The sequence below is a fragment of the Mycobacterium marseillense genome, from assembly GCF_010731675.1.
GTDB lineage: Bacteria > Actinomycetota > Actinomycetes > Mycobacteriales > Mycobacteriaceae > Mycobacterium > Mycobacterium marseillense.
Genome location: NZ_AP022584.1, coordinates 5,328,442 through 5,342,496 on the forward strand (window position 1 = coordinate 5,328,442; position 14,055 = coordinate 5,342,496).

Consider the following 14,055-nt stretch of genomic DNA (forward strand, 5'->3'; position numbering starts at 1 on the left):
ACCTTCACCATTCCCGGGACCCTACTTCGCGTCGAACGTAACCGGAAGCGCCGTCGGCGAACGGAACGGCTGACCGTGGATATGCGGATCGTCATCGGCGAGCAGGTTGAGGTCGGTCACCCGATCCAACAGGCATTCGAGCGCGACCCGGGTCTCCATGCGCGCGAGGTGCAGCCCCAAGCAGGTGTGCTCGCCGGCGGCGAACGAGATGTGCGGCATGTGCGCCCGGAAGATGTCGAACTCTTCCGAGCGCTCCCAGCGGTTTGCATCGCGATTCGCCGAGCCGATGCACACGTCGACCACCGACCGCGCCGGGATCTTGATCCCCTCCAATTCGGTGTCTTCGGCGGTGAACCGCTGCACCGTGGTCAACGGCGTCTCGAATCGCAGTCCCTCCTCGATCGCCGGGGCGATCAACGTGGTGTCGGTCTGCACCGCGGCGAGCTGTTCGGGGTGGGTGAGCAACAGGAACAACAGATTGCCCGAGGATCGGTAGGTGGTTTCGAGCCCGGCGGGCAGCAACAGCCGCAAAAACGAGTAGATGGCTTCGTCGCTGAGCTTTTCGCCGTCGATCTCCGCGGTGACCAGGTCGCCGATGATGTCCTCGGTCGGCTTGGCCTTGCGCGCTTCGATCTGCTCGAGGAAGTAGTCCTTCAACGCCGCCGAGGCTTCAAAGGCCCGTTCGTACTTGACGGCGTAGCTGATCAACTCCACCGCGCGCCGGTGGAACATGGGCACGTCTTCGTCGGGCAGACCCAGTAACGCGGCGATGACCCGGGTCGGAAACTCGAACGTGAACTGGCGGACCAGATCGGCCCGACCGTCGGCGATGAACTCGTCGATGAGGGCGTTGCAGATCGGCCGCACGACCGTGGGCTCCCAGCGGGCCAGCGCCTTGGACTTGAACGCCGCCGACACCAGGTTGCGATGGTCGCGGTGCTTTTTGCCCTCCATCGCCAGAATCGTCGGCCCCATGAACAGGCCGATGGTGGTGTCGTACATCGCCGAGCTGAACACCCGGCCGTCGCGAAACACCTTGTTCACCGCGTCGAAGGACACCGCCGCGAAGGACCGCTTGGGCCGCAGCGACTCCGGGGTCTTGGAGTAGTCCATGACCGTGCCGTGAAAAACCCCACCCTCGGTGCGCTTTTGCGCGAAGTACGGGTACGGGTCACGCAGGTAGTCGCCCGGCTTAGCGCCGGTGACGGCATCCTGAAGCTGACTTTCCACGGCTGCTCTCCGGCTCGGGTACACGGTCGTACTGTAAAGATTACAGTAGACTATATCGACGCGCCTACGGTGCCGTAAGCTGTGCAGCCATGGGTTCAGTTGGCCAACAGGTTGACAGTCCGGCGGGGCAACAGCGGGCCGATTTGCAGGCGATGCTGGACCGGCAGCGGCGATCCTTTGTGGCCGAGGGGCCGCCCACGGCCGCGGTCCGGCGCAACCGCATCGATCGGCTGATGGCGCTGCTGCTGGACAACAGCGACGCGTTCATCGACGCCATGGCCGCCGACTACGGGACCCGGTCCAAGGCGGCCTCGTTGTTTACCGAGATCATCGGGATCACCTCGGTGGTCGAGCACACCAGATCCCATGTGGCGCAATGGATGCGCCCGGCCAAACTGATGCCCGCCGCGCGGCTGTGTGGCCTGCGGGCCGAAGTCCATCCCACCCCGCTCGGTGTCGTCGGCGTGATCGGTCCGTGGAACTTCCCGGTCAATCTTGTGGTGCTGCCGGCGTCGGCGGCGTTCGCGGCCGGCAACCGGGTGATGATCAAGATGTCGGAGATCACTGCCCACACCGCGGATCTGATGGCGGCGACTGCGCGCAGGTACTTCGACCCGACCGAGCTCGACGTCGTGACCGGCGGCGCCGACGTCGCGGCCGAGTTCGCGGCGTTGCCGTTCGATCACCTGTTTTTCACCGGGTCGCCGTCGGTGGGCGCGCTGGTGCAACGCGCGGCTGCCCAGAACCTCGTTCCGGTGACGCTGGAACTCGGCGGCAAGAACCCGGTGGTCGTTGCGCCGGGCGCCGACATCGCGCGGTCGGCGGCGCGCATCGCCCGGGCGCGGATGGTCAACGGCGGACAGGTCTGTGTCTGCCCCGACTACGTCATGGTGCCCGACGCCGACCTCGACACCTTCGTCGACACCGCCCGCGAGACCCTGCGCGGCATGTTCCCGACGGTCATCGCCAATCCCGACTACTGCTCCAGCGTCAACCAGGCCAATTTCGACCGGGTGGTGGGCCTGATTGATGACGCGCGCGGGCACGGCGCCCGGGTGGAAACCATTGCCCCGGAAGGCGAGTCGCTACCCGACCGCGCCAGCCGCAAGATCGCGCCCACCCTAGTCCGCGACCTCGACGACCGGATGCGGATCGCCGACGAAGAGGTCTTCGGCCCCGTGCTGGCCGTCGTGGGCTACTCACGTCTGAATGAGGCGATCGACTACATCAACGGGCGCCCCGCGCCCCTGGTGGCGTACTGGTACGGTCCCGACGACGACGATTTCCGCACCTTTGTCCGCAACACCCGCAGCGGCGGCGTCGCCCGCAACGATTTTGCGGCGCAGATGATCCCGTCCGCTGCGCCGTTCGGGGGAGTGGGCCGCAGCGGGATGGGCGCCTATCACGGCAAGGCCGGGTTCGACACGTTCAGTCACTACCGCACCGTGGTCGGCAACGACCTGCCGTTCAGCATCACCGGGACCGCGGCGCCACCGTTCGGCAGTTCGTTGCGGTTCTACGCCAACGCGGCCCTGCGGATCGCGCGGGCCCGCACGCACCGCCGGCTCAAGGAGGCTACGAAATGACCGTCGCCGAACTGGAATTCGACCCGTTCTCGGAGGACTTCTTCAACGGGCCGTACGAGACCTATCGCCGGATGCGTGAGGAGGCCCCAGTCTACTACAGCGAACGGTACGACTTCTACGCGCTGAGCCGCCACGTGGATGTCGCCGCGGCGTACAAGAACTTCGAGACGTACTCGTCGGCGCGCGGCGTGGACCTCGCGGCGGTGCGCTCCGAGGAACCGATGGGGCACAAGTCGATCATCATGATGGACCCGCCCGAGCATCGGCACATGCGCGGTCTGGTCAACAAGGTGTTCACCCCGCGCGCGATCGAAGCGATGCGCCCGCTGGTGACCGGCCTGATCGATCGCTATCTCGGCGCCACCGATCCCGCGGGATTCGATGTCGTTCAGGATTTCTCGGCGCTGTTTCCGGTCGAAGTCATCACGACCATGCTCGGGGTGCCGGAAGAGGATCGCCAACAGATCCGGCTGTGGCTCGACGAATTCCTGCACCGCGAGCCCGGCGAGGTCGAGATGTCGGAGGCCGGTTTCCAGGCCGCCACGCAAATGGCGATCGCCTACTACCAGCTGGTGAAGGAGCGCAGGGCCGCTCCGCGCGAGGACATGATCAGCGCGTTGGTGGCGGCGCGGGTGGAACGCGAGAACGGCGAGCTGACCGCGTTGGACAACATCGAAATCGCGCAGTTCGCCGTGCTGTTGGGCGGTGCCGGCGCCGAGACGGTGACCAAGCTGGTGGCCAACGCGGTGGTGTTGTTTGCGCGCCATCCCCAGCAATGGCAGAAGTTGCTCGACGACCGCAGCAGGGTACCCGCCGCGGTCGAAGAGGTGCTGCGCTACGAATCCCCGAACCAATACAATGTGCGCTGTTCGCGCGAAGACGTCACCCTGCACGGCGTCACCATCCCGGCCGGCAAGCCGGTGTTTTTGCTACTGGGCTCGGCCAACCGTGATCCCGACGCGTGGACGAAGCCGGAGGTCTTCGACATCGACCGCGACCGCGCCGAGGCGCAGAACCTCGGGTTCGGCTACGGGATCCACAGCTGCCTCGGCGCGGCGCTGGCACGGATGGAAAGCTCTGTGGCACTGCAGAAGTTGCTCGACTACATGCCACGCTATGAGGTGGACTGGGCGGGCTGTAGCCGCGTCAACATGCAGAACGTCGCGGGGTGGAATAACGTCCCGGTGCGGGTGCTGCCGTAATCAGGCGCCGGCGCGCCCCGAGCGGGAGTTCGTCACCCGTGCGGCGTAGGCCTGCAGAGCGGTGTAGTGCGCGCCCAGCAGCCGGGGCATCGCCGCCATCGCACGCCCGTCGGGGCCGATGAGGATTCTGGCCCGGTTTTTCTCGGCCCCTCGGAGAATGAGGCGAGCGGCCTTCTCGGGTGAGGTGAGCGCCGCGCGTGCGAAGAGCTTCGCCGCCATGTCGGGATCCTCGGTGGCGGCGGCGCGCATATTGGTCCCGAAGTTGGTTCGGACGACACCCGGATGCACGCAGTGCACCGTCACCGGATGGCGTTCGATGATCATTTCCTGGCGAAGCGCCTCGGTGAATCCGCGCACCGCGAACTTCGCCGTGCTGTAGGCGCCCTGGTAGGGCACCGCGATCAGCCCGAAGGCGCTGGACAGGTTGACCAACCGGGCGGGGCGTTGCGAAGAGCCGGACTGGATGAGTTGGGGCAGAAACGCCTTGGTCCCGTTGACGACGCCGCCCACGTTGATCCCGATGAGCCAGTCGAAGTCGGCCCACGACATGTCCGCAACGCTCGCGAACAGGTCAACTCCGGCATTGTTGAACACCATCGAAGCGGGGCCGAGCTGCCGGTGCACGTCATCGGCGAAGCCCAGCACCGCGTCCCGGTCCGCCACATCAACCCGGTACGGCGTGACCAGGCCGGGCGGGCACGCTGCTTGCGTGCCGGTGAGGCCCTTGTCGTCGATGTCGGCGGCCGCGACGTGCGCCCCGTCCTGGGTGAGCGCCTGGGTCAGCGCGCGGCCGATGCCCGAGCCGGCACCCGTGACGACAGCAATACGCCCTTGATGATTCATGAATTCCCTGCCTCCACTATCGAGCGAATCCGGGCCACCGAAAGATCGAGGTTCTTTTGCAGGTCCTGGCGCCGATCCCGGACGAACAAGAACAGGTGCTCGAAAACCAGCACGCCGAAAGGCAGTTCAACGCACATCCGGAACTCTTCGGTGAGACGCGCTGTGCCGGGGGCGGAACCGGGTTCGATGAGATATGTCCACTGGGTCCAATCCCCACCCATGGCCTGAACGACGAAGGAGAAGCTGCGCCCGGGTGTGGCATCGACGACGTTCGCCACGGTCCGCCACCGACCCAGCCGCCGACGGTTCCAGGCCTGAAAACGATTCGGCGCCAGCCACTGTGCGCGTGTGGTTTCCGGGCTCCATTCCGGGATGCGGGTGACGTCGGAGACGACGGCGTAGATGCGGTCCGCAGTGGCTCGCACCTCCGTCGATGCCGTCAGCGTCTCGTCCTTGCGAAGCAACGACATCAGTTACGCCTTCCCGCACCGGGCTACCTGGTCAGCCGTTCACCGCTTGATCGCGTGCCCACCGGTAGTCGGCCTTACCCGAGGGGCTGCGCTCGATGACCGGGCGAAAGACGATCGCCTTGGGGAGTTTGTAGCGCGCCAGCGACTGCGCCGCGTGGGTCACCAATTCGTCGACCTCGACGCTGGCGCCCTCGGCAAGCGCGACCACGGCGACGACCTCCTGGCCCCACCGTTCGCTCGGCCGGCCGGCCACCACCACGTCGGCCACGGCGGGATGCGACGCGATGGCCGTTTCGACCTCTTCGACGAAGATCTTCTCGCCGCCGGAGTTGATGGTCACCGAGTCGCGGCCGAGCAATTCCACGGAGCCGTCGGTACCGTGACGCGCGCGGTCGCCGGGTACCGCGTAGCGGATGCCGTCGATGACCGGAAAGGTCTTGGCCGTCTTGGCCGCATCGCCTTTGTAGCCCAACGGAACATAGCCCCGCTGCGCCAGCCAGCCCATCCCGTCGTGGCCGGGCGCCAGGATGGCCGTCAGGTCCTCGGCGGCCACGTAGGTGTCCGGCCCGGCATTGAACGTGCCGGTCGCCACCGCCCCCGAGGTCGACATGTGATGCATCTGCGCGCCCGTTTCCGACGATCCGACGCCGTCGATGACGACGGCGTTCGGCAGCACTTCGATCAAGCGCTGCTTGACGTACGGGGTCAGCAGGGCGCCGCCGTTGGCGACGACCGCCAGCGACGATACGTCGGCGATCCCCTTCTCGATGGCGGCGACCAGCGGGCGCGCCATCGCGTCGCCGACCACCGTAACCACCATGACCTTTTCCCGCTCGATGGTGCGCACCACGTCGTCGGCGTCCAGATGATCGACGACCGTGGGAAAGACGACCGATTGCCCCGTCGTGATCGCCGTCATCACGCTCCACTGGGCCGCTCCGTGGATCAGCGGGGGCAGGATCATCAGCTTGGTTCCAGGCCCCGCGGCGGCGCGCTCGACGATCTCGTCGATGGACGCCGAGGGCTCACCCGTCATGAGGTTGCGCCCCCCGAAGGACGTCATGAAGATGTCGTGCTGGCGCCACAGCACGCCCTTCGGCATGCCCGTCGTGCCCCCGGTGTACAGGACGTACAGGTCGTCGGCGGAGTGCTGCACCGGTGGCGGTTCCGGCGACACGGACGCCAGGGCGTCCTCGTAATCGATTGCGCCGTCGAGCAAGTCGTTGCCCGAGGCGTCGGCGATCTGGATCAGCACGCGCAGCTGGGGGAGATCCGGGAGGATCTCGGCCACGCGCGGCGCGAACGCGGCGTGGTAGAGCAGCGCCGTGGCCCCGGAATCCGCCAGCAGGTACTGCAACTCGCTCTTCACGTAGCGGAAGTTGACGTTGAACGGGGCGACGCGTGCCTGGAAGCTGCCCAGCAGCGCCTCGACGAATTCGTTCCCGTTGTAGGCGTACAAGCCGAGCAGGTCCTGGCCCACTTCATGGCCGGCCAGCGCGGAGCGCTCGGTGTGGCACCCCAGGCCTTGGGAGTGCAGGTAGGCGGCGAGCCGGTTCGAGCGGTCGATCACCTGCGCGTAGGTGTAGCGGCGATCCCCCTGGATGATGAGCTCGCGGTCGGGGATTGCGGCCGCGACGGCCTTCGCGACCGCCGGCACCGTGAATGTTGTTGTGGTGTCCACTATTTCCTTTCCGCCGAGCAGACGCAGAATCGCATGCGTAAGCCTCGTGCGGTGCGATTCTGCGTCTGCTCGCCAAACCGGGGTCCGCTCACGGCTGGTGGGGTAGCAGGCGGACCATCAGGCCGTTGGCTTCGCTGAGCAACGTGCCGTCGGCGCCTGTCATAGTAGCGTCAATGAAAACTTTCCGGCCCTCGGCTTTGGTGATGCGTCCCTGGGCGGTCAGCGGTTGGTCGATCGGGGTGATGTTCCGGTAGTCGACGTGCAGGTAGGCCGTGCGTGTCGGCCGGATGTCCGCGGTCGACACGACCATGCCGAACAGCCAGTCGTAGAACAGCGGGATCATGCCGCCGTGCACGGCCCGGTTCCCGCCGATGTGCGAGGTGGTGAAATGCCCGGCCATCCGCACGCCGTCGGGACCGGACTCGGTCACCATCCAGGGTGGCAGCAGGGGATGGGCCAACCCGGGCAGGCTCAGCACCCGGCCGGCCACCGCCTCGACCTCGGGGACCTGGTGGCCGTCCAGCAGCGCGCAGGCGTTCTCCAGGTGCGCCGTCGCGGCGGCCCACAGCGCGGGGTCCAGCTTGGTGGACACGGTCAGGTCCTGCAGGCGGCGCAGCGCGGCGACGAATGGACCCAGTTCGGCGGGCGCGTCCTCGACGGGCTTGACGTCGGGGAATCCGCCGCGAATCTCCGGCGCGGTGTCGGTCATCGCGGTCCCTCGTCCCAGGCGCGGAGCAGATCGTCGGTACTGGTGACGGTGGCCAGCAACGACAGCGTGTTGGCGATCATCGCTGCACCATAGTCGGCGGGTATCCCGGCGACGGCGTCACGGGGGAGGACCACCCGGTAGGCGGCGTTGACGGCGTCCATCACCAGGTTGGGGATCGCGATGTTCAGCGAAACACCCACGACGACGATCGTCGACACCCCGAGATTGCGTAACACCGCGTCCAGGTCGGTGCCGCCCATCGGGCCGACGCCGTGCCAGCGACGCAGCACCAAATCCGAAGGCTCCGGCCCCAATTCGGGCAACAATTCCGCACCCGGCGTACCGGGCGTGATGTCCACCTGGTTGCCGCCGCCCATCGCGAAGATCTTCGCGTTGTGGTTGGAGCCGAGACCGTCGGGCCGTCGCTGCACCAGGCAGTGCACGACGCGCACGCCGGCCGCCCGGGCCGGTGGCAGCAGCCGCGCGATGTTGGGCAGCGCCTCGCGGCGGGCCTCCTCGGCGAGCATGGCCAGTCCGGCGTCGAGACCCATCACCGCGCCCTGACACTCCTGGGTGACGATCGCGGTGTGCTCGGGTGCGGCCAGTCCGACCAGTCGGTCCCTCATGCGGGGGCGCCCACCGGTGCGACGTCATAGAACTGCGTCGCCCACTTCCTCAGCGCCATATAGCCTTTCGCGTCAGTCTTCGACAGCGCGGGGTGCTCGACGTACTTCTGGTAGCGCCAGATCTGCAGGTCGTCGAACACGGTGGACAGGAATTGGTTCTCGATGAGATCGCGCAGCTTGCCTTCGGGCACGGGGGAGTCATCGCCGGGGATCCGCGGCCACCAGATCGAGTAGAACAGGTCCGAACATTCGTCGTCGACCGGTGTGCAGGTGAAGATCAGCCGATGGTTCTGCGCGCCCTCGAAGACGCTGATCGCGCCGCCGAGCCCGAACAGGTGGCTGTGGAACCGCAGCGCGAGGTCTTGCGCGTTGTCGCTGCGCGCGTCCGGCCAGCCCGCGATGAACTGCCACTCGTGATCGACGATCTTCCAGTCCAGCACCCGGGGTGTCACGGTGGCGTGGTGCACGTACTCGAAATGGGCGCTGTCGGGGGCATTTTCGGCCACGATCTGCGGATGCACCGGTTCGCGCTCCGCGCGCCGGGAGAACTCGGGATACGCCCGGTAGTACTGCGCAGGATCGGTCTCGAATTGCGGGAACTTCGTGAAGATGTCCGGCATCTCCCACTGCGGTTCCTTGCCGTCGGGGTGGTGCCAGATGAACACGCAGTCGTACTGCTCCCGGACGGGATACACCTTGAGCCGTAGCCCGCGGTTGGGCCGGTCCGGCTGGTAGGGAATGTATTTGTTGCAGCCGTCCGGGCCCCAGCGCCAGCCGTGGAACGGGCACTCGACGCAGTCGCCGATGACCTTGCCGCCGTGGCCGATGTGGGCGCCGAGGTGCTTGCAGTGCGCCTCCAGGACGTGCAGCTCGCCTTGCTCGTCGCGGTAGGCCACCAGGTCCTCGCCGAAATAGTGCAACGGCCGGACCTCGCCGGCGGGAAACTCCGGGGACCAGCCGACCATGAACCAGCCGGTTACCTTCCAGGTAAAGGGAACTTTCACAGCCGGCGCCTCCCGCGATCGTTGATACTAAATCCATTACAGTATAGATTTCAGCAGTCCGGCCCGCGCGCGGCAAGGGAGTGAGATGACGACAGCGGCTGACGAGCTGGAAGCCATCCGACAGCTCAAGGCGCGCTACTGCCGTTTCCTGGACACCAAAGACCTCGCGTCCTGGCGCGACGTGTTCACCACCGACGTGGTTGTCACCCTGGATATGGCGGTGTCCACCGCCGGCGCCGACCCCCAAACAGCGCCACCGATCGAGGGCGTCGAGAACTTCGCCCCGATGGTGATGGGCGGCCTCGAGGGCGTCGCCACCAAGCATCACTGTCACACCCCCGAGATCACGCTCACCTCGGCCACCACCGCGATCGGCATCTGGGCGATGGAGGACCTGCTGATCTTCGGTGACGGCCGCGAGCTGTACGGGGCCGGGCACTACCACGAGACCTACGAAAAGCGGGACGGTCGCTGGCAGATCAAGACCCTGCACCTCACCCGAACCATCCTGAAAATGACCGGAGGCGACGATGGCCGACGCTGATCCCTCGTTCGACGTCCTCGTCATCGGCGCCGGATTCTCCGGGCTGTACATGCTGCACCGACTACGCCAACTCGGGCTCCGCACCCGGGTGCTGGAGATGGCCGAAAACGTGGGCGGCACCTGGCTTTTCAACCGATACCCCGGTGCGCGCTGCGACATCGAGAGCATCGAATACTCCTACAGCTTCTCCGAGGAGATTCAGCAGGAGTGGGTGTGGACCGAGTCGATGCCGGCCCAGCCCGAGATCGAGGCCTACCTGAACTTCGTGGCCGACCGGCTCGACCTTCGCCGTGACATCCAATTCGGTACCAAGGTCGTCGCGATGACGTTCGACGACGACGCCGCGGTGTGGGCGGTGCGTACCGAAGCCGGCGAAATCTTGCGGGTGCCGTTCGTCGTCGCCGCCTCCGGCATCCTGTCGGTGCCGCTGGAGCCCGACATCCCCGGGATGGACACGTTCGCCGGGACGTCGCTGTTCACCAGCCGCTGGCCCGGGGGCGGCGTCGACCTCACCGGCAAGCGCGTCGGCGTCATCGGCACCGGCTCGACCGGCGTCCAGCTCATCCCCGTGGTCGCCCGAGATGCCCTGCATCTGTCGGTGTTTCAGCGCTCACCCGCCTACACCCTGCCCTGGCGGGTGCATCGGTTTGAGCCGGGCGAGCTCGACGAGATGAAGTCCCGTTACGGCGAAATCCGGGCGGCCCAACGCGCCCACCCCATCGGCGCCGCCCGGCTGAGCGCCTTCTCCGTCCTGCTCGACATGCTCGGCAGGCCCCCGCTGAAATCGGCGACGCGCGAAGAACAACTGCGTGCCGTCGAGGAGAACGGCGTCATGGGCGCCCTGAACTGGGGCGACATCTTCTTCGACATCGACGCCAACCGGATGGCCGCCCAGCTGTACGGCGAGGCGGTGGCCCGCATCGTCAAGGACCCGGACACCGCCGCCTCGCTCGTGCCGGTGCATCCCTTCGCCTGTAAGCGACCGATCATCGACCAGGGCTACTACGAGACGTTCAACCGGGACAACGTCACCCTGGTCGATTTGCGGAAGTCGCCGATCCGCGAGATCACCCCGGCCGGCATCCGCACCGAGGACCGGTTGCACGAACTCGACGTCATCGTCTATGCCACCGGGTTCGACGCCATGACCGGCGCGCTCAGCCGGATCGACGTCCGCGGCCGTGGCGGCGTCTCGCTCGGCGAATTCTGGGCCACCGAAGGTCCGCTGTCGTATCTGGGTTTGGCGGTCGCCGGGTTCCCGAACCTGTTCACCGTTCAGGGCCCGGGCAGCCCGAGCGCCGCGACCAACTTCGTCGCCGCCCTCGAACAGCACGTGGAGTGGATCGGCGACTGCCTCGCGTATTTGCGCGCCAACGAGATCCGCACCATCGAGGCGCTGAGCACCGCTCAGCAGGAGTGGATCGACCACGCCACGGCGCTCGTCGCGCCCACGGTTCTGGTCCATCCGTCGTGCAACTCCTGGTACAACGGTGGCAACGTGCCCGGCAAGAAACGGATGTATATGGGCTATACCGGCGGAATCCCCGAATACCGGCGGCGCTGCGACGACATCGCGGCGGGCGGATACACCGGATTCAAACTGGCGTAGCTGTTGAAGGTGAGCGACATGGCGAAGGCGTGGGGCGGGCTGAGCCTGGCCAAGGACGTGGCCCGGGAACTCGGAATGCTGGTGCCGCGCACGGTGGCCGGTCTGCAAGAGTCCACCGGGTGGTCGCCGCTGTCGCCCCGCGGGGCGCGCCAGTTCGGCGAGGTCATGCTCGACGAGCTTGTGCTGAGCGGCTTTTCGCTGCTGGGCGGCAGCCCCGCGGCGGTGCGCCCGCTGGACGCGTGCACCGCGGCCGCCGAGGAGCTCTCGACGCTCGGCATCGACCGCGCACATGGCGAGCCGAAACCGTTGCGGGCAACCTCGATACGCCGGCGCCGCATCGCAGGCCTGGCGTACGAACGCGTGACCTTTGAGCACGATCCCGCGTTGCCGCCGGCCCTGGAGGCCGACGGGCTGGGCGGCCCGGCGCGGGCGGTGGTGCACGTGTGCCGGCACCGCGACGGGCCCAGGCCCTGGCTGGTCTGGGTGCACGGTGCCGGTCAGGGCGGCACCGAAGACCTCTTGATGTCCGGGATCGGCCGGATACACCGCAAGCTGGGCTTCAACATCGCGATGCCGGTACAGCCCGGCCATGGGTGCCGGCGCGGGCAATGGCCGGCCTACCCCGACATGGATCCGCTCGGCAACGTCGCAGGCATGATGCGCGTCGTCTCGGAGGTGCGCGCCGTGGTGCGTTGGGCGCAGGCGCAAGCGACCGCCGTTGTGGTGGCCGGGATTTCGATGGGCAGCCCGGTCGCCGCGCTGGTGTCGCACCTGGAACAGATCGATGCCGTGGCCCTGTACACGCCCATCCTGGGGCTCAACGCGATGATCGCCCGACACCTGCAGCGCTGGGGGCCATCGCGCGACGGATTCCGCGAGTTGCTGGAATCGCCCGTGGTCACCCAGCTGACTTCGGTGATCGACCCCCTGTCGGTCACGCCGTCGCCGCCGCCGGAACGCCGGCTCATCGTCGGGGCGTGGCACGACCGGATGGCGATGCGCGAGCCCACGACTTCACTGCAGGAACGCTGGGGCGGCCAGTTGTACTGGTACGACGGCAGCCACGTCGGGCACATCTTCTCCCGGCGCGTGCAGCGCATCACCGACCGATTCCTGCGCGACGCGGTGCCCGGCTGATGGCACCCACCTGGACGGCGCGGACGGTGGTCGAACTCTACAACCTCGTCGTGTGGAACGAACGCAACGTCGAGCTGGCCGAGGAGTTGTTGGGCGACACAGTCATTCGGCATGAGGTCGGTTCCTCGCGCACGCTGACCCACGCCGAAGCGGTCCAGCGGGTCGTCGACATGTGGCAGGCGGCCGAATCGTTGCACTTCGACCTCAATGTCGTCATCGAGGGCGACGACGGCGAACACGTGGCGATCGTCTACGACTCAACGATCAAAACCAAGGACGGCACCGAAACCAACATCGCCAGCATCGAGGTGTTCCGCGTGGTCGATGGCAAGATTACCGAGGTTTGGAACTGCGGCTACCAGCAAGGGGTTTGGAATTGAGTGACCGTACGCTTGATGAATTGGGCTTCTACCTGTTGGCCGGCGCCGGGGGCGAGGGGCCCGCGACACTGATGGACGAGGCCCGCCGCGGCGAGGAACTCGGCTTCGGCACCGGATTCATCTCCGAGCGCTGGAACGTCAAAGAAGCCTCGTCGTTGGTCGGGGCGGCGTGCGCGGTGACCACCCGCATGCAAATCGCCACCGCCGCAACCAATCACAACACCCGCCATCCGCTGATCACGGGATCGTGGGCGACCACCATGCATCGCCTGTCCGGCGGCCGGTTCACCCTGGGCGTCGGTCGGGGCATCGCCGCGATCTACGGCGCGTTCGGCATCCCGGCGGTGACGACGGCGCAAATGGAGGACTGGGCCCAGGTCATGCGCCGGCTCTGGCACGGCGAGCTGATCTTCAACCACGACGGCCCGATGGGCAAGTACCCCATCCTGTTCCTCGATCCGGACTTCAACGAGGACATCCGGTTGGCCCTGGTGGCGTTCGGACCCAACACGCTCGCGCTGGGCGGGCGCGCCTTCGACGACGTCATCCTGCACACCTACTTCACCCCCGAAACCTTGCAGCGCAGCGTCAAAACCGTGAAGTCGGCCGCGGAGAAGGCGGGCCGCGACCCCGACAGCGTGCGGGTGTGGTCGTGCTTTGCGACCGTCGGTGACCACCTGCCCGAGGAGCTGCGGCTGAAGAAGACCGTCGCGCGGCTGGCCACCTATCTACAGGGCTACGGCGACCTGCTCGTCCAAACCAATGACTGGGATCCCGCTGTGCTGCAACGGTTCCGCGAAGACCCCGTCGTCACCTCGATCGCGGGCGGGATCGACCACAAGGGCACCGCCGATCAGATCGAGCACATAGCCACGCTGATCCCCGACGAGTGGCTGGAGCCCTCGGCGACCGGGTCGGCGAGTGAGTGCGTGGACCGGATCCGCAAGGAGTTCGACTACGGCGCCGACGCGGTCATCATGCACGGCGCCACGCCCGACGAGCTCGAGCCGATCGTCGCGGCCTATCGTTCTTGA

General features: G+C 66.9%; 14 protein-coding genes. 7 read left to right on the forward strand and 7 right to left on the reverse strand.

The window, feature by feature from the left end:
• Window positions 1-21: 21 nt before the first annotated feature.
• Window positions 22-1,230 (reverse strand): cytochrome P450, encoded by a 1,209-nt coding sequence (locus G6N26_RS24905; RefSeq protein WP_083015301.1) that lies wholly within the window; start codon window positions 1,228-1,230, stop codon window positions 22-24.
• A gap of 152 nt (window positions 1,231-1,382) precedes the next feature.
• On the opposite strand from G6N26_RS24905, the gene G6N26_RS24910 reads away from it, so the two are divergent.
• Both G6N26_RS24910 and G6N26_RS24915 read left to right on the forward strand, forming a co-directional pair.
• On the forward strand, window positions 1,383-2,816 hold the full coding sequence (locus tag G6N26_RS24910) for an aldehyde dehydrogenase family protein (protein ID WP_232067630.1): 1,434 nt from the start codon (window positions 1,383-1,385) through the stop codon (window positions 2,814-2,816).
• Entirely contained in the window at window positions 2,813-4,018 is a 1,206-nt protein-coding gene (locus tag G6N26_RS24915; protein ID WP_067175368.1) for a cytochrome P450, read from the forward strand. The genes G6N26_RS24910 and G6N26_RS24915 overlap by 4 nt, the downstream gene beginning before the upstream one ends.
• Here the strand turns inward: G6N26_RS24915 and G6N26_RS24920 are convergent, their stop codons facing one another.
• From G6N26_RS24920 to G6N26_RS24945, 6 genes are all read right to left on the reverse strand, one after another.
• Complete coding sequence (locus tag G6N26_RS24920; protein WP_067175371.1) at window positions 4,019-4,861, reverse strand: SDR family NAD(P)-dependent oxidoreductase; 843 nt, start codon at window positions 4,859-4,861, stop codon at window positions 4,019-4,021.
• Complete coding sequence (locus G6N26_RS24925; RefSeq protein WP_083015308.1) at window positions 4,858-5,331, reverse strand: SRPBCC family protein; 474 nt, start codon at window positions 5,329-5,331, stop codon at window positions 4,858-4,860. The genes G6N26_RS24920 and G6N26_RS24925 overlap by 4 nt, the downstream gene beginning before the upstream one ends.
• 31 nt (window positions 5,332-5,362) lie before the next feature.
• Complete coding sequence (locus tag G6N26_RS24930) at window positions 5,363-7,015, reverse strand: acyl-CoA synthetase (RefSeq protein ID WP_083015312.1); 1,653 nt, start codon at window positions 7,013-7,015, stop codon at window positions 5,363-5,365.
• A gap of 85 nt (window positions 7,016-7,100) precedes the next feature.
• A complete protein-coding gene (locus G6N26_RS24935; protein WP_083015315.1) occupies window positions 7,101-7,721 on the reverse strand; it encodes a PaaI family thioesterase in 621 nt (206 codons plus the stop codon).
• The gene (locus tag G6N26_RS24940; protein ID WP_083015318.1) at window positions 7,718-8,347 is read right to left on the reverse strand and encodes a cysteine hydrolase family protein; all 630 of its coding nucleotides are present in this window, start codon (window positions 8,345-8,347) and stop codon (window positions 7,718-7,720) included. The genes G6N26_RS24935 and G6N26_RS24940 overlap by 4 nt, the downstream gene beginning before the upstream one ends.
• Complete coding sequence (locus G6N26_RS24945) at window positions 8,344-9,351, reverse strand: Rieske 2Fe-2S domain-containing protein (protein WP_067175388.1); 1,008 nt, start codon at window positions 9,349-9,351, stop codon at window positions 8,344-8,346. Before G6N26_RS24945 ends, G6N26_RS24940 begins: the two co-directional genes overlap by 4 nt.
• Before the next feature lie 85 nt (window positions 9,352-9,436).
• Here G6N26_RS24945 and G6N26_RS24950 point away from each other — a divergent pair, with 85 nt between their 5' ends.
• Genes G6N26_RS24950 through G6N26_RS24970 form a run of 5 tightly spaced genes read left to right on the forward strand, consistent with a single transcriptional unit; the run spans window position 9,437 to window position 14,055 of the window.
• The gene (locus tag G6N26_RS24950) at window positions 9,437-9,895 is read left to right on the forward strand and encodes a nuclear transport factor 2 family protein (protein ID WP_067175391.1); all 459 of its coding nucleotides are present in this window, start codon (window positions 9,437-9,439) and stop codon (window positions 9,893-9,895) included.
• Window positions 9,882-11,504, forward strand: coding sequence for a flavin-containing monooxygenase (locus G6N26_RS24955; RefSeq protein WP_083015321.1), 1,623 nt, complete (start codon window positions 9,882-9,884; stop codon window positions 11,502-11,504). Before G6N26_RS24950 ends, G6N26_RS24955 begins: the two co-directional genes overlap by 14 nt.
• A gap of 18 nt (window positions 11,505-11,522) precedes the next feature.
• Window positions 11,523-12,641, forward strand: a complete 1,119-nt coding sequence (locus tag G6N26_RS24960; protein ID WP_083015324.1) for an alpha/beta fold hydrolase — start codon at window positions 11,523-11,525, stop codon at window positions 12,639-12,641.
• Window positions 12,641-13,021, forward strand: a complete 381-nt coding sequence (locus G6N26_RS24965; RefSeq protein WP_067175400.1) for a nuclear transport factor 2 family protein — start codon at window positions 12,641-12,643, stop codon at window positions 13,019-13,021. The genes G6N26_RS24960 and G6N26_RS24965 overlap by 1 nt, the downstream gene beginning before the upstream one ends.
• The gene (locus tag G6N26_RS24970; RefSeq protein WP_179960266.1) at window positions 13,018-14,055 is read left to right on the forward strand and encodes a TIGR03857 family LLM class F420-dependent oxidoreductase; all 1,038 of its coding nucleotides are present in this window, start codon (window positions 13,018-13,020) and stop codon (window positions 14,053-14,055) included. Before G6N26_RS24965 ends, G6N26_RS24970 begins: the two co-directional genes overlap by 4 nt.